This is a genomic window from Streptomyces sp. NPDC005799 (assembly GCF_040630525.1).
GTDB classification, from domain to species: domain Bacteria; phylum Actinomycetota; class Actinomycetes; order Streptomycetales; family Streptomycetaceae; genus Streptomyces; species Streptomyces griseorubiginosus_B.
The window spans coordinates 91,747-114,951 of the sequence record NZ_JBEXXQ010000020.1; the positions used below are offsets into that span (position 1 = coordinate 91,747).

The following is a 23,205-nucleotide window of genomic DNA, read 5'->3' on the forward strand; positions in this document are numbered from 1 at the left end:
GGAGGCATGCAGAACGGGATGCACACCGACCGAGAGCGCTGCGTGCGCGCCGTCCAGTCCAAGGACGCCCGCTTCGACGGCTGGTTCTTCACGGCGGTCCTGACGACCCGCATCTACTGCCGGCCCAGCTGCCCCGTCGTCCCGCCCAAGCCCGAGAACATGACCTTCTACCCCAGCGCGGCCGCCTGTCAGCAGGCCGGCTTCCGCGCCTGCAAGCGCTGCCGCCCCGACACCAGCCCGGGCTCCCCGGAGTGGAACCAGCGCGCCGACCTCGTGGGCCGCGCGATGCGGCTGATCGCCGACGGCGTCGTGGACCGCGAGGGCGTCCCCGGGCTCGCCGCACGTCTCGGCTACAGCACCCGCCAGATCGAACGCCAGCTGCTCGCCGAACTCGGCGCCGGTCCGCTGTCCCTCGCCCGCGCCCAACGTGCCCAGACCGCGCGCCTGTTGATCGAGACGACCCCGCTGCCGATGGCGGAGATCGCCTTCGCCGCCGGCTTCTCCTCGATCCGCACGTTCAACGACACGGTCCGCGAGGTCTTCGCCCTGTCCCCGAGCGAGCTGCGCGCCCGCCTGCCCAGGAACACAACCCCGGCCGCCACCCCCGGCACCCTCGTCCTCCGCCTCCCCTTCCGTGCCCCCCTCAACCCCGACAACCTCTTCGGCCACCTCGCCGCGACCGCCGTACCCGGCGTCGAGGAGTGGCGCGACGGTGCCTACCGCCGCACGCTCCGCCTCCCGTACGGCCACGGCGTCGCGTCGCTGGCCCCCGAGCCCGACCACATCGCCTGCCGCCTCACCCTCAGCGACCTGCGCGACCTGACCGTGGCGATCAGCCGCTGCCGCCGCATGCTGGACCTGGACGCCGATCCGGTGGCCGTCGACGACCAGCTCCGCACGGATCCCGTCCTGGCCCCGCTGGTCGACAAGGCACCGGGCCGGCGTGTGCCGCGCACGGTCGACGAGGCCGAGTTCGCCGTACGGGCCGTCCTCGGCCAGCAGGTCTCCACGGCCGCCGCCCGCACCCACGCGGCCCGCCTGGTCACCGCGCACGGCGACCCGGTGGACGACCCGGAGGGCGGCCTCACCCACCTCTTCCCGACCCCCGAGGCCCTGGCAGCCCTGGACCCCGAGACCCTGGCGATGCCCCGCACCCGGCGCACCACCTTCACCACCCTGGTCACCCAACTGGCATGCGGTGCCATCCACTTGGGCCCGGAGAGCGACTGGCCCGAGACCCGCGCCCGTCTCCTCGCCCTCCCCGGCTTCGGCCCCTGGACGGTGGACGTCATCGCCATGCGCGCCCTCGGCGACCCGGACGCCTTCCTCCCCACCGACCTCGGAATCCGCCGTGCGGCCAAGGAGTTGGGCCTGCCTTCCACCCCGGGAGCGCTGACCACCCGCGCGGCGGCCTGGCGGCCGTGGCGGGCGTACGCGGTGCAGTACCTGTGGGCGACGGACAGCCACCCGATCAACTTCCTCCCCGTGTAAGGACGTTCATGAAGCAGCACACCGTCATCACCAGCCCCTACGGCCCCCTCACCCTCGTCGCCGAGAACGGCGTCCTGTGCGGCCTCTACATGACCGACCAGCGCCACCGTCCGGCCGAGGAGACGTTCGGCGACCGCGACGACAGCCCTTTCGGCGAGGCGGAGGAACAGCTGACGGCCTACTTCGACGGCGAGTTGAAGGAGTTCACCCTCGAACTCCGCCTGAACGGGACCCCGTTCCAGCGCACGGTGTGGGACCAGCTCCGCCGGATCCCGTACGGCGAGACCCGCTCCTACGGCCAACTCGCCGCCGCCCTCGGCAATCCGGCCGCCTCCCGAGCGGTCGGCCTGGCCAACGGAAAGAACCCGGTCGGCATCATCGTCCCCTGCCACCGCGTGGTCGGCGCCGACGGCAGCCTCACAGGCTACGGCGGCGGCCTGCCCCGCAAACAACGCCTCCTGGACTTCGAACGGGGAACGGCCCTGTTCTAGCGGGTAATGTTCCGTCGGTGCTGGCCGAACAACGACACCAACTGATCCTGCGGGCGCTGCGATCCGGTGGCACCGTCACCGTGACGGACCTCTCCGATCGGCTCGGAGCCAGCGCCGCGACCGTCCGCCGCGACCTCCTCAAGCTGGAAGGGGACGGATTGCTCACCCGGGTGCACGGGGGAGCGGTCGTCGAGGACGAACCGGCGCCCTTCGCCGAGGCCGCCGAGGCACGGGTGCCGGGGAAGGACGCGATCGCCGCCCGGGCCGCCACGATGATCGAGGACGGTCAGTCGGTGATCCTCGACTCCGGCACCACCGTCCACCGGCTCGCCCGCCGGCTCCACGGACGCCGGATCACGGTCGTCACCAACAACCTCGCCGTGTACGAGGAACTCCTCCCGGACGACAACGTCGACCTGATGCTGCTCGGCGGCATGGTCATCCGTGCGTCCCGCATGCTGGACGGCTTCATGGCCGAGGACAACCTCCGCCAGGTGCACGCCGACTGGCTCTTCATGGGCGCCTGCGGGGTCCGGGCCGGCGGGCAGGTCATGGACACCACGGTCGCCGAGGTGCCCGCACGGCGCGCCATGATCGCCGCCGCCGACAAGGTGGCGCTCCTCGCCGACGGCTCCAAGTTCCCCGGCACCGGCATGGTGAAGATCTGCGACCCCGAGGAACTGGACGTCGTCGTCACCGACACCCCGACCGACGCCACGACCCGGGCGGCGCTGGAGGAGGCGGGCGTACGAGTGGTGCGGGCGCCGGAGTCCGAAGACGCCTAGCCGTCGTGGTCGGTGCTCAGTCGGTGCAGCAGCTCCGGCAGTGCGGTGCCGATCGGTTCCCGTACGACCTCGTCGGCGATCTCGTCGTAGGGTGTCGGCTCGGCGTTGACGATGACGAGCCGCGCACCGTGGTCGGCGGCGACGCCCGCGAGCCCGGCGGCGGGCTGCACCTGCAGGCTGGTGCCGACGGCGATGAACACCTGGCACGCCTTGCTGATGGCGACGGCCTCACCGAGCACCACCGGATCGAGCCGCTCACCGAACATGACGGTCGCGGACTTCAGGACGCCACCGCACTCCAGGCACGGCGGATCGTCCTCACCGGCCTCGACCCGGGCGAGCGCGTCCTCCATGGAGCCACGCGCGTGGCAGCGGGTGCACACCACCTGCCGTGCGGTGCCGTGCAGTTCGAGCACCAGCGTCAGGTTCGCGCGCCGCATCTGCCACGATGCCGGAGTCGCAAGGCTTGGGCGGATGTGACCCCGGCTGACGCCGCTCGAGCACCCGAGCGGGGCGAGCGGCACCGACAGGTACGGGCAGCCCGTCGTCGGCGGCGGCCTCGATCCGACCGGTGGCCATGACCTGTATGGCGCATCGCGGTCCTCCTCCCGAGTGACCCTGGTGGCGCGAGCCCCTGGATCGCTGGTGTCTGTATGAAGGAAGAGCAGGCAGAGAGCGAGAGACCATGGAGCGGAAGCACGAGCGCCTGGCGACACCCTGGGCCGCCGGGGTGGCCGGGGTGGTGTTCGCGATCCTGATGGCCGCGACGATCGTCCTGGTGCGCATCGCTCTGCCCGCCGGTGGGAAGGACGCAACCGTCGATGCCGGACAGCGGGGCGCCGTTCGGGCGGCGCTGGAGCTGCTCCCGTTCGCCGGGATCGCGTTCCTGTGGTTCATGGGCGCCCTGCGCGAGCAGGCCGGCGAGGGCGAGGACCGGTTCGTCTCCACCGTGTTCCTGGGCAGTGGCCTGGTCTTCGTCGGCACCCTGTTCGGCGCTGCCGCGTCGGCCGGAAGCGTGCTCGACGAGAGTCAGCAGCATCCTCCTTTCGGCCGGGACTTCGCCTACGCCCTGCTGACCACGTACGCCATGCGGATGGCGGCGGTGTTCGTCATCACGACCTCGTCCATCGGCCGGCGACTCGGCGCCTTCCCGCGCCCGCTCGTCGTCCTCGGCTATCTGGCGGGCCTGACGCTGCTCGTGGTGGGAGCGAACGTTCCCTGGTCCGAACTGGTCTTCCCGGCCTGGGCGCTGGTCCTCAGCCTGAACATCCTGTGGGGCCGGCGTCCCGTCGGGCCACGGCCCGCCACCCCGACCTGAGCCGGCCCCACCGCTCACTCGACCGGTCGCCTCCCCCTCGCCGCATCAAGGCCGGCCACCGAGGGTGGTTGCAGGGGGCCCATTGGAGAGGACCGATCCCGTGCCAAGGATTGCCGTCGATCTGAACCGCTGTCAGGGGTACGCGCAGTGCGCGTTCCTCGCCCCCGGGGTCTTCGCCATGCACGGCGAGGAGGCGTTGCTGTACGACCCGGAGGTCGACGAGGCACAGCGCGACAGGCTGGCCCAGGCCGCCGCGGCCTGCCCCGTCCGGGCCATTCTCATCGATGCGGTGGACGTACCGGCCGAGGCGGTGTCCGGTGCTCGGTGACGGATCCCTGGAACGGCTCAAACGCGAGGGCCGCATCGTCGTCGTAGGCGCCTCGCTGGCGGGCCTGCGCGCTGCCGAAACCCTGCGGGCCGAGGGCTTCGCGGGCTCCCTGACAATGATCGGCGACGAGCCCCACGAGCCGTACGACCGCCCCCCGCTCTCCAAGCAGGTGCTGCTGGGCAGGGCGAGCGCCGACCGCACCGCACTGCCCAGGCTCCGGTCCGTCGACGCGACCTGGCGGCTCGGCGCCCCGGCCACCGGCCTGGACATGGCCGCCCGGCGGGTGCGGCTGGCCGACGGCGACGAGGTGCCGTACGACCGGCTGCTGATCGCCACCGGGGTCCGGGCGCGACCGTGGCCGCGCGAGGCCGAGGCCGACCTCGACGGCGTCTTCGTGCTGCGGACCAGCGACGACAGCGCCGCGCTCGCGCGGCGGCTCGAGGCGGGACCCAAGCGGGTCCTGGTCATCGGGGCCGGGTTCACCGGCTCGGAGATCGCCTCCGCCTGCCGCGAACGCGGCCTTCCCGTCACCGTCGCCGAGCGCGGCGCGGCGCCCCTGGTCGGCGCACTCGGTGGCGTGGTCGGCGCGGTCGCCGCCGAGATGCAACGCGAGCACGGTGTGGACCTGCGGTGCGGGGTCATGGTGACCGCTTTGGAGGGCGACGCCTCGGGACGGGTGCGCGCCGCGCATCTGTCCGACGGCTCCACCGTGGAGACCGACGTGGTGATCGTCTCGCTCGGCGCCACCCGCAACACCGAATGGCTCGCCGGATCCGGACTCGGCGCCGGTCCCCGGGGCGTCGCCTGCGACGCCGGCTGCCGCGCCTTCGACATCCGCGGGATCGTCACCGACGACATCTATGCGGCGGGCGATGTCGCCCGCTGCCCGCATCCCCTGTTCGGCTATCAGTTCCTCTCCCTGGAACACTGGGGCAACGCCGTCTCACAAGCCCGGATCGCGGCCCACAACATGCTCAGCGAGAGCACCGACCGCCTTCCCCACATGGAGGTGCCGGCCTTCTGGTCCTCGCAGTTCGGGGTCAACATCAAGTCGGTCGGGATCCCGTCGATGGGGACGGAGATCCTCATCTCCCAGGGCTCACTCGCGGATCACCGGTTCCTCGGCGTCTACGGGTACCAGGGGCGAGTCATCGGCGCCGTCGCCTTCGACCATGCCCGGTGGCTGCCGTTCTACCAGGAGCTGATCGAGACCACCGCGCCGTTCCCGCCGCCGTTCGCCACGGTCGACCGGCGCCCGGACGGACAACGGCCGCTCGCCACGGACTTCCCCGACCCCTCGGTTCCCACCCACGGCCCCACCGTGACCATCAGCGGATACTCGCCGGCCGACCGACGGATGACGTTCACCCCCGCGCACTGACCGCACGGCCACGAGGACGCGCCATGACGCAATCCCTGCTGCACCAGATCCTTGACCACGCCAACCGCGCCGATCCCTATCCGATCTACGAAGAGCTGCGGAAGACGCCGGTCCACCACGAAGCCGACGGGCCGTACGTGATCAGCACCTACTACGAGATCCGCAACCTTCTGCACGACCCCCGGATCAGCTCCGACGCGCGCAATCTCGCCTCGAACGCCGCTGACCCGCTGGCCGAGGCGCCCCAGGAGGAGAGCGCCCTGCCGCCGGGCTTCCTGCGGCTCGACCCGCCGGAGCACGACCGGCTGCGACGCATGACGAACCGGCCCTTCGGCCCGCCGCACTCGCCGCAGCGGGTCGACGGGATGCGCCCAGAACTCGGCGACATCGTCTCCGGCCTCATTGACGGCATCGGCGACCCGAGCCGGATCGACCTGGTGGAACAGTTCTCGTACCCCTTCCCGGTGACCGTGATCTGCAGGCTGCTCGGCGTGCCGCGCGAGGACGAGGCGCGCTTCCACACCTGGGCGGACACCCTCGCGGCGAGCCTGGATCCCGAGCCGGACGCCGATCCCGCAGAGCGGGGCAAGGGTGCGCACGACGCCCGCATGCAGTTGGGCATGTACCTGGCCGGTCTGATCGAGGAGCGCCGCAAGAACCCCGGGGAGGACATGCTCTCCCAGCTTGCGACGGCCAAGGGCGAGGACGGTCCGATGACCACGATGGAACTGCTCAGCACCGCGGCGCTGCTACTGATCGCGGGGCACGAGACCACCGTCAACCTCATCACCAACGGCATGCTGACCCTGCTGCGCCACCCCGACGTCCTGGAGCGCCTGCGCCGGGATCCGCGGCTGGCCGTGCCCCTCGTCGAAGAGCTGCTGCGCTTCGAACCCCCGGTGCAACTGCTGCCCCAGCGCACCACCCTCGCGGACATCGAGGTCCGCGGGGTCACCATCCCCAAGGGCGCCTCCCTCTGGCTGGTCCTGGCGTCGGGCAACCGCGACCCCCAGCGCTTCGAGGACCCGGACCGGTTCGACCCGGACCGCCCGGACATCCAGCACCTCGGCCTGGGCAGCGGCATCCACAGTTGCTTCGGCGCACCGCTCGCCCGGCTGGAGGCCCAGCTCGCCCTGTCGGAGCTGGCGCGGAGGCTGGAAAACCCACGCCTGCTGGAGGACCCGCCCCCGTACCGGCAGAACGCCGTGCTGCGTGGGCCGCGGCATCTGCACATCGCCTGCGACGGGATCCGCCCCTAGACCGTGCTCAGTCGGTGCAGCAGCTCCGGCAGTGCGGTGCCGATCGGTTCCCGTACGACCTCGTCTGCGATCTCGTCGTAGGGCGTCGGCTCGGCGTTGACGATGACGAGCCGCGCACCGTGGTCGGCGGCGACGCCCGCGAGCCCGGCGGCGGGCTGCACCTGCAGGCTGGTGCCGACGGCGATGAACACCTGGCACGCCTTGCTGATGGCGACGGCCTCACCGAGCACCACCGGATCGAGCCGCTCACCGAACATGACGGTCGCGGACTTCAGGACGCCACCGCACTCCAGGCACGGCGGATCGTCCTCACCGGCCTCGACCCGGGCGAGCGCGTCCTCCATGGAGCCACGCGCGTGGCAGCGGGTGCACACCACCTGCCGTGCGGTGCCGTGCAGTTCGAGCACCTTGCGGGCCGTCATCCCGGCGAGCTGGTGCAGCCCGTCCACGTTCTGCGTGATCACCCGCACCGGCACGCCCGACTTCTCCAGCTCGGCCACGGCCCGGTGCGCGGCGTTCGGCTCGGCGTGCAGCGTCCGGTTCGCGCGCCGCATCTGCCACGAGCGCCGCCGGATCTCGGGGTCCCCCATGTAGTACGCGTACGTCACGAGCTTCTCGGCCCCGGGATCCCTGCGCCACAGCCCGTTCGCGGGGCGAACGCTTATCCGTGCGCTCGGCGGCCGTTCTCCAGCTCGGCCGTTCCGGACCCCTCGTCCAGCACGTCCAGGGCGACCAGGACGCGGTCGCCGAGGGTGCCCAGGAGGTAGTCGCCGAGGTCCTCGCGGGCGACCAGGCGCCAGGACAGGAGTTCCTCCTCCTGCAGGCGGATCGCCTTGAGGTCGTCCTCGGTCAGGACTCCGCCGTCGTACAGGTAGGCGACCAGCGGCGGGAAGCCGGGCCGGTAGACCCAGTCCACCGCGAGCAGCGGCCCGAGCTCGCGGTCCAGGCCGATCTCCTCCAGCGTCTCGCGGTGGGCGCCCTGGCGCGGGGTCTCGCCGCCGTCCGACTCGATGGTGCCGCCCGGCAGGGCCCAGCCCTCACGGTAGTTGGGCTCCACCAGCAGCACCCGGCCCTCCGTGTCACGGAAGAGCGCGGCGGCGCCGGAGAGGATACGGGGCAGGCCCGCGATGTACGCGGCGAATTCTTCGGAGCTGGTCACACAGGAAGGGTAACCAGCCGCAGGGGTCAGCTCTCCGCCTCCGCCAGGTGCAGCGTCCGCTCGGCCAGCTCGCTGATGCGCACTCCGTCGAAGCCGAACACCGCGCTGCGGACCGTGTCCTCCAGCGGGTCCTTCCACTGGGACGGGATCTCCTCCGCCCCGGTGAGGACGCCCGCCACCGAGCCCGCCGTCGCGCCGTTGGAGTCGGTGTCCAGGCCGCCGCGGACGGTGAGGGTGATGGTCCGGGTGAAGTCGCCGTCGCCGTACAGCAGGCCCGCCGTGAGCACGGCCGCGTTGGGGATGGTGTGGATCCAGCCGAGGCCGGTGGTCTCCTCGCCGATCGTGGCGAGCGTGTCCTCCCAGGTCATCCGGGTGTCGTGGAGCGAGACGACCCGGCGCACGGTGCGCGCCAGCCGGCTGGAGGCCGGGATGACGGCCAGCGCCTGGTCCACCGCGTGCCGGACCGTCGGCGCCGTGAACGCCGCCGCGATCAGCGCCGCCGCCCACATCGCCCCGTACACGCCGTTGCCGGTGTGCGAGAGCACCGCGTCCCGGCGGGCCAGCGAGGCGGCGCGGCGCGGGACGCCCGGGCAGGTCCAGCCGTAGATGTCGGCCCGGATCAGGGCGCCGATCCACTCCTGGTACGGGTTGTCGAAGGTGGCCGTCAGCGGCGGTTTCAGCCCGTTCGCGAGGTTGCGGTACGCCGCCCGTTCCGCCGTGAACGTCTGCAGGTACGGCAGTCTCAGCAGCCACAGGTCGCCGACCTGCTCGGTGCTGAACCCGAAACCGTGGGTCTCCAGCAGGTCGAGGCCGAGGATGGCGTAGTCGACGTCGTCGTCCCGGCAGCTGCCGTGGATCCGGCCGCGCACGCACTGGCGCCACTCGGGGCGCAGCTCGAAGCCGTCGCTCTCGACGGCCGGCTCGGGAAGGTAGTCGGTCAGGGGCAGGGCGGCGGCCTGCCGCAGATAGCGGTCGATGCGGTCCCGCGTCCACAGGTCGCCCTGCTCGACCGGTTTGCCGAGCATGTTGCCCGCGATCCGGCCCAGCCAGCCCCCGAGGACGCGGTCGGCGAGCTCTGGCTCAGTGCCCACTGGGGTCATAGCTCCGGTTTACCCAATTCCGGGGGAGCGTGTGCGGTTTCGGCCGTCCGCACAGGCGCCTGACACGGCGCTCGTACGTTGCTCCCACGCCGTTCCCGGGGGCCGGTCGGTGCATGACGGCGGGGGTGTGCGCCGGTTAAGGTCACAGCGGCGCGACTGGCCTTGACATGGCTCGGGGCCCGGAGAGCAAGGGGAAACAGGTGACACAGCGCGTGCTCATCGCCGCGGACAAGTTCAAGGGCTCGCTGACGGCCGTGCAGGTCGCCGAACGGGTGACGGCCGGGCTGCGCCGGGCCGTGCCGGGCCTGGAGGTGGAGGCGCTGCCCGTGGCCGACGGCGGCGACGGGACCGTGGACGCGGCGGTCGCGGCCGGTTTCGAGCGCCGTGAGGTGCGGGTCGCCGGGCCGCTCGGGCAGGAGGTCACGGCCGCGTTCGCGCTCCGGGCCGGCACGGCGGTCGTGGAGATGGCGGAGGCGAGCGGACTCCAGCGGCTGCCCAGAGGCGTCTTCGCGCCGCTCACGGCCTCCACGTACGGCTCCGGCGAGCTGCTGCGGGCCGCGCTGGACGCGGGCGCGCGCACGATCGTGTTCGGCGTCGGCGGCAGCGCGACGACCGACGGCGGCGCGGGCATGCTCTCCGCCCTCGGCGCGCGGTTCCTGGACGCGGACGGGGAGCCGGTGCCGCCGGGCGGCGGCGGACTCGCCGAGCTGGCGTCCGCCGACCTGTCGGACCTGGACCCGCGGCTGGCGGACGTGGAGCTGATCCTGGCCAGCGACGTCGACAACCCGCTGACCGGTCCCACGGGCGCCCCGGCCGTCTACGGCCCGCAGAAGGGCGCCTCCCCGGACGACGTGGAGATCCTCGACTCGGCCCTCGCGCACTACGCGAAGGTGCTGGAGGAGACGGCCGGCGTGCACGCGGCCGAGAACGCCGCGTCCCCGGGCGCGGGCGCCGCCGGCGGCATCGGCTACGGCGCCCTGTTGCTCGGCGCCCGCTTCCGCCCCGGCATCGAGGTCATGCTGGAGGTGCTGGGCTTCGCCCCGGCGCTGGAATGGGCCACGCTGGTGATCACCGGCGAGGGCTCCCTCGACGAACAGACCCTGCACGGCAAGGCCCCCGCCGGTGTCGCGGCGGCGGCCCGGGCGGCGGACAAGGAGGTCGTCGCGGTGTGCGGCCGCCTCGCCCTGCCGCCGGAGGCGCTGGGACGGGCGGGGATCCGACGGGTGTACCCCCTGACGGACGCCGAGCCCGACGTCGCCAAGTGCATCGCGGACGCCGGACCGATCCTGGAGCGGGTGGCGGAACAGATCGGGCGGGACTTCCTGAGCTGACGTTCGGCCCAGCCGGCCCGTCCGGCGTTTGAGGACGAGGCCCGTCCGGGGCCGAAGCGGAGGGCTGGGGGCGGCAGCCCCCGGACCAGCACATCGACGCCGCGCACGGAACAGCGAGGGCCCCGAACCATACCGGTCCGGGGCCCAGCCAACGCGGTGCTACGGCAGCTGTGCCGCCCGGGCCTCGCGTCGGTTGTCGCGGAAGTTGTTCACCCGGCGTGCCGTGGCGAACAGCGGGATGACCGCGCCCGTGACCAGCTGCAGCGCGCAGCCCGTCTGGAGCAGCAGCTGTCCGCTCGGCGCGTCGAACGCCCAGGCCGCGAGCAGTCCCATCGACACGACGATCCAGGACAGCATCGCCACCGCGAGACGGCCCCGCGGCTTCGGGTACTCCACCCGGCTCACCATCAGCCAGGCCGTGCCCAGGATCGCCAGCAGCGTCGCCACGAAGGGCAGCTCCAGCAGCACGATCGACACAACCGTCAGCGCGCCGAACGGCGAGGGCATGCCCTGGAACATCCCGTTGGGCACCGTCACGCACGAGAAGCGCGCCAGACGCAGCACGACGGCCAGGAGCACCACGATTGCCCCGACCGCGGCCACTCTCTGGTGTGCGTCGTCCGCGACCATGCCGTAGACGAGGACGAAGTACGCCGGCGCCAGACCGAAGCTGATCAGGTCGGAGAGGTTGTCCAGTTCCGCGCCCATGGGGGAGGAGCGCAGCTTGCGCGCGACCAGGCCGTCGAACAGGTCGAAGACCGCCGCGCACAGCATCAGGATCACCGCCGTGGCCGCGCTGTGGCGGGCCATGCCGGTCTCCTGGTCGCCGGTGAGGTGAGGGATGAGGATCCCGGTGGTGGTGAAGTACACCGCCATGAACCCGCACGTGGCGTTGCCGAGGGTGAGGGTGTCCGCTATTGAGAGGCGGAGAGAGAGGGGCATCTCCTCCTCTTCGTCCACCTCGTCGGCCTCGGGCACCCAGCCCGCCTGGGTATCAGGATCAATCACGGTCAATGCGAGTCACCCCAGCCACGGTCTTCTGACCGACCTCGACCGCGACCTCCACGCCCTCGGGCAGGTAGATGTCGACGCGCGAACCGAAGCGGATCAGCCCGATGCGGTCGCCCTGCTCGACCTTCGTGCCCTGCGGGATGTACGGCACGATGCGGCGGGCCACCGCGCCGGCGATCTGGATCATCTCGATGTCGCCGAGTTCGGTGTCGAAATGCCAGACTACGCGCTCGTTGTTCTCGCTCTCCTTGTTGAACGCCGGAACGAACCCGCCGGGGATGTGCTCGACCGACGTCACCGTGCCGGAGAGCGGAGCGCGGTTGACGTGGACGTTGAGCGGGCTCATGAAGATCGCGACGCGGGTCCGGCCGTCCTTCCACGGCATGATGCTCTGCACCACACCGTCGGCGGGCGAGATGACCCGGCCCGGGGCGATCTCGCGCTCGGGGTCGCGGAAGAACCACAGCATGCCGGCCGCGAGCGCGGTGGCGGGCACGGCCACGGCCTTGGCGACGCCGGAGCGGCGGGCGCGGACCAGGCTGAGGGCTGCGGTGGCGACGGTCGGGAGAAGCCACGGCGATGCTCCGCGCGCAAGACGTACGCCTGCCAGGCTGTCGCGTGGTGCAGAGGTTTGGCTGTGGGGCATGGATGACCTTCGTAGCGGATGATGCCGCGCTGTAACGGGGGACGGCGGCTTTCCCGGGATCGTACCGGTCGCGGACCACAACTGGGCAAGCCAGGAAGACGAGTCGGCGACCGAAGACTGCCTACGGGGTGTGATCTTCTTCTCCAAGAAAACACCCCGTATCCGGACATCTAACCCTGGAACCGATACTCTTCGAGCAGCCTGCGACCGATGATCATTTTCTGGATTTCAGCGGTACCTTCACCGATCAGCAGCATCGGCGCCTCGCGGTAGAGACGCTCGATCTCGTACTCCTTGGAGAAGCCGTAACCGCCGTGGATCCGGAAGGCGTCCTCCACGACCTCCTTGCAGTACTCCGAGGCCAGGTACTTCGCCATTCCGGCCTCGAGGTCGTTTCGTTCGCCGGAGTCCTTTTTGCGTGCGGCGTTCACCATCATCGCATGGGCGGCCTCGACCTTGGTAGCCATCTCGGCCAGCTTGAACTGGATGGCCTGGTGCTGGGCGATCGGCTTGCCGAACGTGTGCCGCTGCTGGGCGTACTGGACGCCGAGCTCGAAGGCACGCTGAGCGACGCCGCAGCCACGCGCCGCCACGTTCACCCGGCCAACCTCGACGCCGTCCATCATTTGGTAAAAACCTCGGCCGGTCTCGCCGCCGAGCACCCGGTCGGCGGGAATCCGCAGGCCGTCCATGATGAGCTCGGTGGTGTCGACGCCCTTGTAGCCCATCTTGTCGATCTTCCCGGGGATGGTGAGGCCCGGACGGACCTCCCCGAAGCCGGGCTCCTTCTCGACCAGGAAGGTCGTCATCGACTTGTGGGGCGCGGCGGCGACCTCTTCAGGGGAGTGTCCTTCATCACTTCGGACGAGTACGGCGACCAGATTTGACGTTCCGCCGTTCGTGAGCCACATCTTCTGGCCGTTGAGGACGTATGCGTCGCCGTCCTTGACCGCCTTGGAGGTGATGGCGGACACGTCCGAACCGAGACCCGGCTCCGACATCGAGAAGGCGCCGCGGATGTCGCCGGCCGCCATGCGCGGCAGGAAGTGGTCCTTCTGCTCCTGCGTGCCGTGCTGCTTGAGCATGTACGCCACGATGAAGTGCGTGTTGATGATGCCGGACACCGACATCCAGCCACGGGCGATCTCCTCGACGCAGAGCGCGTACGTCAGGAGCGACTCGCCCAGACCCCCGTACTCCTCGGGGATCATCAGGCCGAACAGACCCAACTCCTTGAGACCGTCGACGATCGCTTGCGGGTACTCGTCGCGGTGCTCCAGCTCGGTGGCGACCGGGATGATCTCCTTGTCCACGAAGTCGCGGACGGTGGAGAGGATCTCCTGCTGGATGTCCGTCAGATCGGCGGTCTGGGCGAGGCGGGCCATTACTTCTCCTGCTGCTTCAGCTCGGGGCGGCCGGGCTGCTCGCCGCCGCGCTCCTTGATGTACGTCTCGGTCGGCACCATCACCTTGCGGCGGAACACGCAGACCAGCGTGCCGTCCTGCTTGTAGCCCTTGGTCTCGACGTAGACGATCCCGCGGTCGTTCTTCGACTTCGACGGCCACTTGTCGAGCACGGTCGTCTGGCCGTAGATCGTGTCGCCGTGGAAGGTCGGCGCCACGTGCCTGAGCGACTCGATCTCCAGGTTGGCGATCGCCTTGCCGGAGATGTCCGGCACGGACATGCCGAGCAGCAGGGAGTAGATGTAGTTCCCGACGACGACGTTCTTGCCGAAGTCCGTCGTCTTCTCCGCATAGTTGGTGTCCATGTGGAGCGGGTGGTGGTTCATGGTGAGGAGACAGAACAGATGGTCGTCGTACTCCGTGACCGTCTTGCCCGGCCAGTGCTTGTACGTCGCCCCGACCTCGAACTCCTCGTAGGTGCGTCCGAACTGCATCGCGCTCAGCCCTCCGGGATCTCGAACTTCGACGTGCGCTGCATGCCCGCCGCACGGCCCTTGCCCGAGATGACCAGCGCCATCTTCCGGCTGGCCTCGTCGATCATCTCGTCGCCGAGCATCGCCGAGCCCTTCTTGCCGCCCGCCTCGGAGGTGTAGTAGTCGTACGCGTCCAGGATCAGCTCGGCGTGGTCGTAGTCCTCCTGGGAGGGCGAGAAGATCTCGTTGGACGCCTCGACCTGGCCCGGGTGCAGCACCCACTTGCCGTCGAAGCCGAGCGCGGCGGCGCGCTGCGCGACCTCGCGATAGCCGTCGATGTTGCGGATCTGCAGGTAGGGGCCGTCGATCGCCTGGAGGTTGTTGGCGCGGGCCGCCATCAGGATCTTCATCAGGATGTAGTGGTAGGCGTCCGCCGGGTAGCCGGGCGGCTGCTCACCCACGACCAGCGACTTCATGTTGATGGAGGCCATGAAGTCGGCCGGGCCGAAGATGATCGTCTCGACGCGCTGGGAGGCCGTCGCGATCTCGTTGACGTTGTTGAGGCCCTGCGCGTTCTCGATCTGCGCCTCGATGCCGATCTTGCCGACCTCGAAGCCCATCGTCTTCTCGATCTGCGTCAGCAGGAGGTCGAGGGCGACGATCTGCTGGGCGTCCTGCACCTTCGGCAGCATGATGCAGTCGAGGTTCTGGCCGGCGCCCTCGACGACCGTGACCACGTCGCGGTACGTCCACTCGGTCGTCCAGTCGTTGACGCGCACGACCCTCGTCTTGCCGGTCCAGTCACCCTCGTTGAGGAACTTCACGATGGTGTGCCGCGCCTCGGGCTTGGCGAGCGGCGCGCACGCGTCCTCCAGGTCGAGGAAGACCTGGTCGGCGGGGAGACCCTGGGCCTTCTCCAGGAAGCGGGGATTGCTGCCCGGCACGGCCAGGCAGGAGCGCCGCGGGCGGAGACGGTTGACGGTCATGCGGGGACCTCCAGGGGGTCGAGCTTGTTCGCTTTCCGGATCTCGTCGACGATGCGGCCGATGATGCCGGTGATGTCGAAGTCCTTAGGGGTGAAGACGGCGGCCACGCCGGCGGCCCTGAGCTGCTCGGCATCTCCATTGGGGATGATCCCACCGGCGATGACGGGTATATCTGTGGCACCGGCCACACGGAGCCGCTCCAGGACGTCCGGCACGAGCTGGGCGTGCGAGCCGGACAGGATCGACAGGCCGACCGCGTGCACGTCCTCGGCGAGGGCCGCGTCCACGATCTGCTCGGGCGTCAGCCGGATGCCCTGGTAGACCACCTCGAACCCGGCGTCGCGGGCCCGCACGGCGATCTGCTCGGCGCCGTTGGAGTGCCCGTCCAGACCTGGCTTGCCGACCAGGAAGCGCAGTTTGCCGACGCCCAGGTCGCGGGCGGTGGCGTCCACCCTGCGACGCACCTCACTCATGGCCGAGCCCTCCGCGGCGGTGACCGCGACCGGCGCGGAGGACACACCGGTGGGCGCCCGGAACTCGCCGAACACCTCGCGCAGGGCCCCGGCCCACTCGCCGGTCGTGACCCCGGCTCGTGCGCACTCCAGGGTGGCCTCCATGAGGTTGTCCGTACCGCGCGCGGCCTCCTTCAGCCTCTCCAGCGCCTTGCACGGGCGGGGGTGGTTGAAGGGCGGCTGGTACCGGGTGTCCCGCCAGTTCTGCAGCGACTTGACCACGCGGGCCTCGACGGCCGGGTCGACGGTCTGGATGGCCGTGTCGAGGTCGGCGGTCAGCGGATTGGGTTCTGTCGTCTCGAAGATGTTGACGCCGACGATCTTCTCCTGACCGGACTCGATACGCGCCCGCCGCTCGGCGTGCGAGGAGACGAGCTGCGACTTGAGGTAGCCGGACTCGACGGCGGCCATCGCGCCGCCCATCTCCTGGATCCGCTCGATCTCGGCGAGGGAGTCCTCGACCAGCCGGCCGACCTTCTCCTCGATCACTTTCGAGCCCTCGAAGATGTCCTCGTACTCCAGCAGGTCGCTCTCGTGGGCGAGCACCTGCTGGATGCGCAGCGACCACTGCTGGTCCCAGGGGCGGGGCAGGCCGAGGGCCTCGTTCCAGGCCGGCAGCTGCACGGCACGCGCGCGTGCGTCCTTCGAGAGGGTCACCGCCAGCATCTCCAGCACGATCCGCTGGACGTTGTTCTCCGGCTGCGCCTCGGTCAGGCCGAGGGAGTTGACCTGGACGCCGTACCGGAAGCGGCGCTGTTTGGGGTTCTCGATGCCGTACCGCTCGAGCGTGATCTTCTCCCAGATCCGCCCGAACGCCCGCATCTTGCACATCTCCTCGATGAAGCGGACACCCGCGTTCACGAAGAAGGAGATACGGGCCACGACGTCCCCGAACTTCTCCTCGGGGACCTGCCCTGAGTCGCGTACGGCATCGAGAACCGCGATCGCGGTGGACATCGCGTACGCGATCTCCTGGAGCGGTGTGGCGCCCGCCTCCTGCAGGTGGTAGCTGCAGATGTTGATCGGGTTCCACTTCGGTATGTGGGAGACCGTGTACGCGATCATGTCCGTCGTCAGCCGGAGTGAGGGCCCCGGCGGGAAGACATGGGTCCCCCGCGACAGGTATTCCTTGACGATGTCGTTCTGGGTCGTGCCCTGGAGCTTGGTGATGTCGGCACCCTGCTCCTCCGCGACGACCTGGTAGAGCGCCAGCAGCCACATGGCGGTGGCGTTGATCGTCATCGAGGTGTTCATCTGCTCCAGGGGGATGTCCTGGAACAGCCGGCGCATGTCACCGAGGTGCGCGATCGGTACGCCGACCCGGCCCACCTCGCCGCGGGCGAGGATGTGGTCGGAGTCGTAACCGGTCTGCGTCGGCAGGTCGAAGGCCACGGAAAGGCCCGTCTGCCCCTTGGCGAGGTTGCGCCGGTACAGCTCGTTGGACGCCTCGGCGGTGGAATGCCCGGCGTATGTGCGCATGAGCCACGGCCGGTCCTTCTCCCGCCTGCCTTCGGCGTTCTGACGCTCAGTCATCTATGACCCCGGGTGTCTCAGACGTTGCGGAAGCGGTTGATGGCGTCGACGTGCTGGGCGCGCATCTCCTCGTCGCGCACGCCGAGGCCCTCCTCGGGGGCCAGGCACAGCACGCCGACCTTGCCCTGGTGGAGGTTGCGGTGCACGTCGTAGGCGGCCTGCCCGGTGTCCTGAAGGGAGTAGACCTTGGAGAGCGTCGGGTGGATCTTGCCCTTCGCGATGAGCCGGTTGGCCTCCCAGGCCTCGCGGTAGTTGGCGAAGTGCGAGCCGATGATCCGCTTCAGCGACATCCACAGATAGCGGTTGTCGTACTCGTGCATGTAGCCCGAGGTGGAGGCGCAGGTGGTGATGGTGCCGCCCTTGCGGGTGACGAAGACGCTCGCGCCGAAGGTCTCGCGGCCGGGGTGCTCGAAGACGATGTCGATGTCCTCGCCGCCGGTCAGCTCGCGGATGCGCTTGCCGAAGCGCTTCCACTCCTTCGGGTCCTGGGTCTGCTCGTCCTTCCAGAACCGGTAGCCCTCGGCGTTGCGGTCGATGACGTTCTCGGCGCCCATCGAGCGGCAGATGGCCGCCTTCTCGGGGCTGGAGACGACACAGATCGGGTTGGCGCCGCCGGCCAGCGCGAACTGGGTGGCGTACGAGCCCAGGCCGCCGCTCGCGCCCCAGATCAGGACGTTGTCGCCCTGCTTCATGCCGGCGCCGTTGCGGGAGACCAGCTGGCGGTAGGCGGTGGAGTTGACCAGGCCCGGAGCGGCGGCCTCCTCCCAGGACAGGTGGCCCGGCTTGGGCATCAGCTGGTTGGACTTGACCAGGGCGATCTCGGCGAGGCCGCCGAAGTTGGTCTCGAAGCCCCAGATGCGCTGCTCGGGGTCGAGCATGGTGTCGTTGTGGCCGTCGCTGGACTCCAGCTCGACCGACAGACAGTGCGCGACGACCTCGTCACCGGGCCGCCAGGCGTTGACGCCGGGGCCGGTGCGCAGGACGACGCCGGCGAGGTCGGAACCGATGATGTGGTACGGCAGGTCGTGGCGCTTGGTGAGCTCGCTGACCTTGCCGTAGCGCTCCAGGAACCCGAAGGTCGACAGGGGCTCGAAGATCGAGGTCCACACGGAGTTGTAGTTGACCGAGGAGGCCATCACGGCCACCAGGGCCTCGCCCGGGCCGAGTTCCGGCAGGGGAACCTCGTCCAGGTGGAGCGACTTGCGCGGGTCCTTGTCGCGGGTCTGCATGCCCGCGAACATCTCCGTCTCGTCCTTGTGCACGGTGATCGCGCGGTACGACTCGGGGAGCGGCAGGGCGGCGAAGTCGGCGGGCGTCGAGTCCGGCGACTGGATCGCGTCCAGGATGTCCTTCACGGTCACGGTGTTGCCTCCGGCGATGGGCGTCCTGAGGGAGGGACGCTGAGGGTTACGTCGGTGTGCTGCTGAGGGTTTCGGGAAGTGCCGTCGGTTCGGCGGTGGTGCTTCGGCAGCGCTTTGTGGCGCGGGAGGTTGCCTGTGACGCAGGCGCCGGGCGCGCAGGCGGTGGGCCTGTCGGGGACAGCCCGGACACCATCAACGTATGACACCGCGTGTCAGGTGACAAGGCACTGAGTGCCATGAATGTGCTCTCAGATGAAATCTTTACGTAACAAATGAGCGATGATCGATCGAACGGCCCTTGAAATGTGCCTGAAAACGGGTCCTGACATGCCAAAACGGCCACCCCGAAGGGTGGCCGTCGTCACAGTCGTCCGGGGCGCTCAGCGCTCCTTCAGCGCCTGTTCGATGGTCCGCATGACCTCGTCCAGCGGGGCGTCGGTGCGCGCCACGGTGACCAGGACCTCGCCCTGGGCGGAGACCGACGCGGGGGAGGGGGCCGGCTTGGGTGCCGTCGAGCGGCCCGCTCCGATGCCCGTCCCGAACGTCTTGCGCACGATCGCGAAGGCGTGGTCCAGCTGCGCCTCCACGTCGCCCTGGCCGCCGGCCCGCAGCCAGCGCCGCAGCACGTGGTTGTGGGCGGTGACCACGGCGGACGCGGCGACCTCCGCGAGCAGCGGGTCGTCATTGGCGTCGTCGTCGTGCGCGTGCTCGTCGAAGTGGCCGAGGAGATAGCGGGTGAAGAGGCGCTCGTAGCGGGCCACGGACGCGATCTCCGCCTCGCGCAGGGTGGGCACCTCACGCGTGAGCTTGTAGCGGGCGACCGAGATCTCCGGCCGGGCCGCGTACATCCGCATGACTTCCTTGATCCCGCGGCACACCGTGTCGAGCGGGTGCTCGTGCGCCGGGGCCGCGTTGAGCACGGCCTCGGCGCGGATCAGCGTGTCGTCGTGGTCGGGGAAGATCGCCTCTTCCTTGGAGCGGAAGTGGCGGAAGAAGGTGCGGCGGGCGACCCCGGCCGCGGCGGCGATCTCGTCGACCGTGGTCGCCTCGTACCCCTTGGTCGCGAACAACTCCATGGCCGCGGCCGCCAGTTCTCGGCGCATCTTGAGCCGCTGGGCGGCGGCGCGGCTGCCTGCGGCACTTTCCGGCGCGTCGGGCGTGGCTGGTGTACGTGAGGACCTGGCGGGCTGGGACATGACCCGAACGTACTGCATGTCCGCAGCGTGCCGCGCAGGTACCGGGGTTCCCCCGCCCCGGGTGGACGGGGGGACGCCGGTTCGGGCGGGCGGGGGCCGACCGCCGGGGTCGAGCAGTCCGCCCCAGTCCGCTTCCGCTGTGAACCAGTCGCCGACGCCCTCAGCGGCGGGCATATTCACGGAAGCCGCGGCCGGTCTTGCGGCCGAGGCAGCCCGCGGCCACCAGGTGCTCCAGCAGCGGGGCCGGGGCCAGGCCCGGGTCGCGGAACTCGCGGTGCAGGACCTTCTCGATCGCGAGGGACACATCGAGCCCGACGACGTCCAGCAGCTCGAAGGGGCCCATCGGGTAGCCGCCGCCCAGCTTCATCGCCGCGTCGATGTCGTCCAGGGAGGCGTAGTGCTCCTGGACCATCTTGATCGCGTTGTTGAGGTACGGGAACAGCAGGGCGTTCACGATGAAGCCCGCGCGGTCGCCGCAGTCGACCGCGTGCTTCCTGATCCGGACGCAGACCTCGCGGACCGTGGAGTGGACGTCCTCGGCCGTCAGCACCGTGCGGACGACCTCGACCAGCTTCATCGCGGGCGCCGGGTTGAAGAAGTGCATGCCGATCACGTCCTGTGGACGCGAGGTGGCGCGGGCGCAGGCGACGACCGGCAGCGAGGAGGTCGTGGTGGCCAGCACCGCGCCCGGCTTGCAGATCTTGTCCAGCGTCTGGAACAGCTGCCGCTTGATCTCCAGGTCCTCGGCGACCGCCTCCACGGCCAGGTCGACGTCCGCGAAGGACTCGTACGAGCCAGCCGGGGTGATCCGCTCCAGCGTCTGCGCGGCGGCCTCGGCGGACAGCCGGCCCTTGTCGACCGAGCGCGCGAGCGACTTGCCGATCCGCGCCTTGGCGGCCTGCGCCTTCTCCTGGCTGCGGGCGGCCAGGACGACGTCGTAGCCCGCCTTGGCGAAGACCTCCGCGATGCCGGACGCCATGGTGCCGGAGCCCGCGACACCGACCGCGCGGACCGGGCGGCCGGGCACCCCCAGGTCGCCGGCCAGGGGCGTCAGCGCGTCGGGCACGACCGTCGCGCTGCCGGGGGCCTCGTAGGTGTAGAAGCCGCGCCCCGACTTGCGGCCGGTCAGGCCCGCCTCGCTGAGCTGCTTGAGGATCGGGGCCGGGGCGTGCAGCCGGTCGTGGGACTCGGCGTACATGGCCTCCAGCACCGTACGGGCGGTGTCGACGCCGATCAGGTCCAGCAGTGCGAGGGGGCCCATCGGCAGCCCGCAGCCCAGGCGCATCGCGGCGTCGATGTCCTCGCGGGAGGCGTACTTGGCCTCGTACATCGCCGCGGCCTGGTTGAGGTAGCCGAACAGCAGACCGTCGGCGACGAATCCGGGCCGGTCGCCGACCGCGACGGGCTCCTTGCCGAGGTCCAGGGCGAGGTTGGTGACGGCCGTGACGGCGGTGGGCGCGGTCAGGACCGAGGAGACGACCTCGACCAGCCTCATCGCCGGCGCCGGGTTGAAGAAGTGCAGGCCGAGCACGCGCTCGGGACGGGCCGAGTCGGCGGCCAGCCGGGTCACCGACAGGGCGTTGGTGCCGGTCGCCAGGATCGTCTCCGGGCGCACGATCCCGTCCAGCTCACGGAAGATCTGGTGCTTGATCTCGTACGACTCCGGGGCCACCTCGATGACCAGGTCGGCGTCGGCCGCGGCGCGCAGATCGGTGGTGGTGCTGACGCGGGCCAGCACATCGGCGCGCTCCTGCTCGGTCAGCCGGCCGCGCTCCACGGAACGGGCGGTGGCGGCCTCCAGCGCGGTGACCGCCTTGGCGACGGCGGCCTCGCTGATGTCGATGCCGACGACCTCGCGGCCGGCCTTGGCGAGGACCTCGGTGATACCGGTGCCCATGGTGCCGAGACCGACGACGGCAATGGTCTTCAGCGGGGACAGGGAAGGGTCGGACAGGGGAGTGGCCATCGCGGGACTCCAGGAATGAGGGTGACGACTGGGAGCGCGCCCGGGTGCGCCGAGTCGGGCCGGCCGAGGCGGGCCCGGGCGCACCGGGTGCGTGGAGAAGTGCGGGTGTTGCCGGGCTGCGAGCGCACACGCCCGGTGCCGTCGCCGTGGGCGTGCACACGCCTGGAGCGAACGGTGGTGTCCGACCGGCCCTGTCCCGGGGCCGGGTCGTGCTGCGGTACTTGAGGTACCGAACCGACTGCTCTGACGGCGGCTGCGTCACCAGGCCGTCGTCAGTGAATGCGAGTGGGTGACTCGCTCGTCTGAGCTTAACCGGTGGGTAACGAGCGCGCCAGCCCCCGTGTTTGTGACGTACGTCCCGACACACCGGAGCTGCCCATTAATCTCTGAGCCATGGACGAAGAGTTGCGATCACTCACGGAGCGTTCACGACGGGAGTCCGGAGGGTCCCCGGTGCACGACCGGCTCATGGCGACCGACGACCTCGATGAGCTGGCCGGAGTCCTCACCGAGCCGGGCCGGCCGCTGTGGGCCAGGGAACTGGCCGCGTTCCGCCTCGGCCTCGCGGGCGACCGCCGTGCCTTCGAATCCCTCGTCCTGCTGCTGAACCACCGCGATCCTGAGCGCTGCGCCTCCGCCGCGTACGCCCTCGCCCGCCTCGGCGACCCGCGCACCGCCCGCGCGGCCGCCGCCCTCGCCACCAACGAACTCCGCGTCGCCTACGCCCTGCACCCGGTCCGCCTCCTGACCCGGCTGCGCGCCCCCGAGTCCGTACCGGCCCTGATCACCACCCTGCAACGACGCCTGCACCCCCACGACCCCTACCGCCGCGTGGCCCTCGCCTGCGTGGAGGGCCTCGGCACCCTGGAGGACGCCCGCGCGCGCCCGGTCCTGAACGAGGCCCTGGCCCACCCGGCTCTGGCGGAGGCGGCGGTACGGGCCCTGTCCCGCATCCCGAAACAGCGCTGACAGCGCTGACAGCGCGTCAGGCGCGGAACGCCCCGACGTACAGGATCCGTTGACCTCTCAGGCGCTCACGATCGCGAACGCCTCGATCTCCATCAGGAACTCGGGGCGGACCAGGGAGGCCACCTGGATCGCCGAGGCGGCGGGGAGGCGGTCGTCCGGTATGTGTGCGGCGCGGGCCTCGCGAATCGCGGGCATGTGTGCCATGTCCGTGACGAAGAAGGTGAGTTTGACGACGTCGTCGAAGGTCGCGCCTACCGCCGCCAGGCAGCGGCGGAGGTTGTCGAAGACCTGGCGGGCCTGGGCCCCGGCGTCGCCCTCGCCGACGAGCTTGCCGTTCTCGTCCAGGGCCAGCTGGCCGGCGATCGCGACGAAACGGCCCGTGCCCATGACGACGTGGCTGTACTGGGCGGCGGGGAAGACCCCGTCGGGGGCGGTGATCCTGGTCAGCTCACTCATGCGTCCATGGTGGACCACGGGTCTGACAACGACCGCCCCCGAGCAGGACG

21 protein-coding genes and 2 pseudogenes are annotated in these 23,205 nt (G+C 70.5%); 9 read left to right on the forward strand and 14 right to left on the reverse strand.

Annotated elements, in window-relative coordinates; genetic code table 11:
* The first annotated feature begins 6 nt into the window (after positions 1-6).
* Genes ABZ453_RS21010 through ABZ453_RS21020 form a run of 3 tightly spaced genes read left to right on the forward strand, consistent with a single transcriptional unit; the run spans position 7 to position 2,767 of the window.
* Entirely contained in the window at positions 7-1,491 is a 1,485-nt protein-coding gene (locus tag ABZ453_RS21010; RefSeq protein WP_359016443.1) for an AlkA N-terminal domain-containing protein, read from the forward strand.
* An 8-nt stretch (positions 1,492-1,499) separates the two neighbouring features.
* Positions 1,500-1,982, forward strand: a complete 483-nt coding sequence (locus tag ABZ453_RS21015) for a methylated-DNA--[protein]-cysteine S-methyltransferase (RefSeq protein ID WP_359016444.1) — start codon at positions 1,500-1,502, stop codon at positions 1,980-1,982.
* Positions 1,983-1,999: 17 nt separating this feature from the next.
* On the forward strand, positions 2,000-2,767 hold the full coding sequence (locus ABZ453_RS21020) for a DeoR/GlpR family DNA-binding transcription regulator (RefSeq protein WP_359016445.1): 768 nt from the start codon (positions 2,000-2,002) through the stop codon (positions 2,765-2,767).
* On the opposite strand, the pseudogene ABZ453_RS21025 reads toward ABZ453_RS21020, so the two are convergent.
* Positions 2,764-3,183, reverse strand: a pseudogene (locus ABZ453_RS21025) (Sir2 family NAD-dependent protein deacetylase); the annotation flags it as partial. The gene ABZ453_RS21020 and the pseudogene ABZ453_RS21025 sit on opposite strands and share 4 nt — an antisense overlap.
* Before the next feature lie 269 nt (positions 3,184-3,452).
* Here ABZ453_RS21025 and ABZ453_RS21030 point away from each other — a divergent pair.
* The 4 genes from ABZ453_RS21030 to ABZ453_RS21045 all read left to right on the forward strand — a co-directional run bounded on the left by ABZ453_RS21030 (position 3,453) and on the right by ABZ453_RS21045 (position 7,053).
* On the forward strand, positions 3,453-4,085 hold the full coding sequence (locus ABZ453_RS21030; RefSeq protein ID WP_359016446.1) for a hypothetical protein: 633 nt from the start codon (positions 3,453-3,455) through the stop codon (positions 4,083-4,085).
* Positions 4,086-4,185: 100 nt separating this feature from the next.
* On the forward strand, positions 4,186-4,413 hold the full coding sequence (locus tag ABZ453_RS21035) for a ferredoxin (protein ID WP_359016447.1): 228 nt from the start codon (positions 4,186-4,188) through the stop codon (positions 4,411-4,413).
* Entirely contained in the window at positions 4,403-5,794 is a 1,392-nt protein-coding gene (locus ABZ453_RS21040) for an FAD-dependent oxidoreductase (RefSeq protein ID WP_359016448.1), read from the forward strand. Before ABZ453_RS21035 ends, ABZ453_RS21040 begins: the two co-directional genes overlap by 11 nt.
* 23 nt (positions 5,795-5,817) lie before the next feature.
* Positions 5,818-7,053, forward strand: coding sequence for a cytochrome P450 (locus tag ABZ453_RS21045; RefSeq protein ID WP_359016449.1), 1,236 nt, complete (start codon positions 5,818-5,820; stop codon positions 7,051-7,053).
* Here the strand turns inward: ABZ453_RS21045 and ABZ453_RS21050 are convergent.
* From ABZ453_RS21050 to ABZ453_RS21060, 3 genes and pseudogenes are all read right to left on the reverse strand, one after another.
* Positions 7,050-7,700 (reverse strand): annotated as a pseudogene (locus ABZ453_RS21050) (Sir2 family NAD-dependent protein deacetylase); the annotation flags it as partial. The gene ABZ453_RS21045 and the pseudogene ABZ453_RS21050 sit on opposite strands and share 4 nt — an antisense overlap.
* Before the next feature lie 14 nt (positions 7,701-7,714).
* Positions 7,715-8,212, reverse strand: coding sequence for an NUDIX hydrolase (locus tag ABZ453_RS21055; protein WP_359016450.1), 498 nt, complete (start codon positions 8,210-8,212; stop codon positions 7,715-7,717).
* A gap of 26 nt (positions 8,213-8,238) precedes the next feature.
* The gene (locus ABZ453_RS21060) at positions 8,239-9,312 is read right to left on the reverse strand and encodes an ADP-ribosylglycohydrolase family protein (protein WP_359016451.1); all 1,074 of its coding nucleotides are present in this window, start codon (positions 9,310-9,312) and stop codon (positions 8,239-8,241) included.
* Positions 9,313-9,524: 212 nt separating this feature from the next.
* Between ABZ453_RS21060 and ABZ453_RS21065 the strand changes: the two genes are divergently transcribed.
* Positions 9,525-10,643, forward strand: coding sequence for a glycerate kinase (locus ABZ453_RS21065; protein ID WP_359016545.1), 1,119 nt, complete (start codon positions 9,525-9,527; stop codon positions 10,641-10,643).
* A gap of 159 nt (positions 10,644-10,802) precedes the next feature.
* On the opposite strand, the gene pssA is transcribed toward ABZ453_RS21065, so the two are convergent.
* The 9 genes from pssA to ABZ453_RS21110 form a co-directional block, all read right to left on the reverse strand.
* Positions 10,803-11,621: a CDP-diacylglycerol--serine O-phosphatidyltransferase gene (gene pssA, locus ABZ453_RS21070; RefSeq protein WP_030936949.1), complete on the reverse strand. Its 819-nt coding sequence runs from the start codon at positions 11,619-11,621 to the stop codon at positions 10,803-10,805.
* 22 nt (positions 11,622-11,643) lie between these two features.
* Positions 11,644-12,300, reverse strand: a complete 657-nt coding sequence (locus ABZ453_RS21075; protein WP_133042136.1) for a phosphatidylserine decarboxylase — start codon at positions 12,298-12,300, stop codon at positions 11,644-11,646.
* A 170-nt stretch (positions 12,301-12,470) separates the two neighbouring features.
* Positions 12,471-13,685 (reverse strand): acyl-CoA dehydrogenase family protein, encoded by a 1,215-nt coding sequence (locus ABZ453_RS21080; RefSeq protein WP_359016453.1) that lies wholly within the window; start codon positions 13,683-13,685, stop codon positions 12,471-12,473.
* Complete coding sequence (locus tag ABZ453_RS21085; RefSeq protein ID WP_351803702.1) at positions 13,685-14,197, reverse strand: MaoC family dehydratase; 513 nt, start codon at positions 14,195-14,197, stop codon at positions 13,685-13,687. The genes ABZ453_RS21080 and ABZ453_RS21085 overlap by 1 nt, the downstream gene beginning before the upstream one ends.
* Positions 14,198-14,202: 5 nt before the next feature.
* The gene (locus ABZ453_RS21090) at positions 14,203-15,162 is read right to left on the reverse strand and encodes a CoA ester lyase (protein ID WP_359016456.1); all 960 of its coding nucleotides are present in this window, start codon (positions 15,160-15,162) and stop codon (positions 14,203-14,205) included.
* Positions 15,159-17,207, reverse strand: coding sequence for a protein meaA (locus tag ABZ453_RS21095; RefSeq protein WP_359016458.1), 2,049 nt, complete (start codon positions 17,205-17,207; stop codon positions 15,159-15,161). The genes ABZ453_RS21090 and ABZ453_RS21095 overlap by 4 nt, the downstream gene beginning before the upstream one ends.
* Positions 17,208-17,224: 17 nt before the next feature.
* Complete coding sequence (ccrA, locus tag ABZ453_RS21100) at positions 17,225-18,562, reverse strand: crotonyl-CoA carboxylase/reductase (RefSeq protein ID WP_359016548.1); 1,338 nt, start codon at positions 18,560-18,562, stop codon at positions 17,225-17,227.
* A 386-nt stretch (positions 18,563-18,948) separates the two neighbouring features.
* A complete protein-coding gene (locus tag ABZ453_RS21105) occupies positions 18,949-19,764 on the reverse strand; it encodes a TetR family transcriptional regulator (RefSeq protein WP_359016460.1) in 816 nt (271 codons plus the stop codon).
* Positions 19,765-19,924: 160 nt separating this feature from the next.
* Entirely contained in the window at positions 19,925-21,730 is a 1,806-nt protein-coding gene (locus ABZ453_RS21110) for a 3-hydroxybutyryl-CoA dehydrogenase (protein ID WP_359016462.1), read from the reverse strand.
* 393 nt (positions 21,731-22,123) lie between these two features.
* On the opposite strand from ABZ453_RS21110, the gene ABZ453_RS21115 reads away from it, so the two are divergent.
* Positions 22,124-22,699 (forward strand): adenylosuccinate lyase, encoded by a 576-nt coding sequence (locus tag ABZ453_RS21115; protein ID WP_359016464.1) that lies wholly within the window; start codon positions 22,124-22,126, stop codon positions 22,697-22,699.
* A gap of 57 nt (positions 22,700-22,756) precedes the next feature.
* Here ABZ453_RS21115 and ABZ453_RS21120 read toward each other — a convergent pair whose 3' ends face one another.
* Positions 22,757-23,155, reverse strand: a complete 399-nt coding sequence (locus ABZ453_RS21120) for a RidA family protein (RefSeq protein ID WP_359016466.1) — start codon at positions 23,153-23,155, stop codon at positions 22,757-22,759.
* Positions 23,156-23,205 lie beyond the last annotated feature (50 nt).

Bases quoted from the DNA above. Each gene is read 5' to 3' on its own strand.
- ABZ453_RS21010 (WP_359016443.1), top strand. From the start codon at position 7: ATGCAGAACGGGATGCACACCGACCGAGAGCGCTGCGTGCGCGCCGTC.
- ABZ453_RS21015 (WP_359016444.1), top strand. From the start codon at position 1,500: ATGAAGCAGCACACCGTCATCACCAGCCCCTACGGCCCCCTCACCCTC.
- ABZ453_RS21030 (WP_359016446.1), top strand. From the start codon at position 3,453: ATGGAGCGGAAGCACGAGCGCCTGGCGACACCCTGGGCCGCCGGGGTG.
- ABZ453_RS21045 (WP_359016449.1), top strand. From the start codon at position 5,818: ATGACGCAATCCCTGCTGCACCAGATCCTTGACCACGCCAACCGCGCC.
- ABZ453_RS21060 (WP_359016451.1), bottom strand. From the start codon at position 9,312: ATGACCCCAGTGGGCACTGAGCCAGAGCTCGCCGACCGCGTCCTCGGG.
- ABZ453_RS21075 (WP_133042136.1), bottom strand. From the start codon at position 12,300: ATGCCCCACAGCCAAACCTCTGCACCACGCGACAGCCTGGCAGGCGTA.
- ABZ453_RS21080 (WP_359016453.1), bottom strand. From the start codon at position 13,685: ATGGCCCGCCTCGCCCAGACCGCCGATCTGACGGACATCCAGCAGGAG.
- ABZ453_RS21085 (WP_351803702.1), bottom strand. From the start codon at position 14,197: ATGCAGTTCGGACGCACCTACGAGGAGTTCGAGGTCGGGGCGACGTAC.
- ABZ453_RS21090 (WP_359016456.1), bottom strand. From the start codon at position 15,162: ATGACCGTCAACCGTCTCCGCCCGCGGCGCTCCTGCCTGGCCGTGCCG.
- ABZ453_RS21095 (WP_359016458.1), bottom strand. From the start codon at position 17,207: ATGACTGAGCGTCAGAACGCCGAAGGCAGGCGGGAGAAGGACCGGCCG.
- ABZ453_RS21105 (WP_359016460.1), bottom strand. From the start codon at position 19,764: ATGTCCCAGCCCGCCAGGTCCTCACGTACACCAGCCACGCCCGACGCG.
- ABZ453_RS21110 (WP_359016462.1), bottom strand. From the start codon at position 21,730: ATGGCCACTCCCCTGTCCGACCCTTCCCTGTCCCCGCTGAAGACCATT.
- ABZ453_RS21115 (WP_359016464.1), top strand. From the start codon at position 22,124: ATGGACGAAGAGTTGCGATCACTCACGGAGCGTTCACGACGGGAGTCC.
- ABZ453_RS21120 (WP_359016466.1), bottom strand. From the start codon at position 23,155: ATGAGTGAGCTGACCAGGATCACCGCCCCCGACGGGGTCTTCCCCGCC.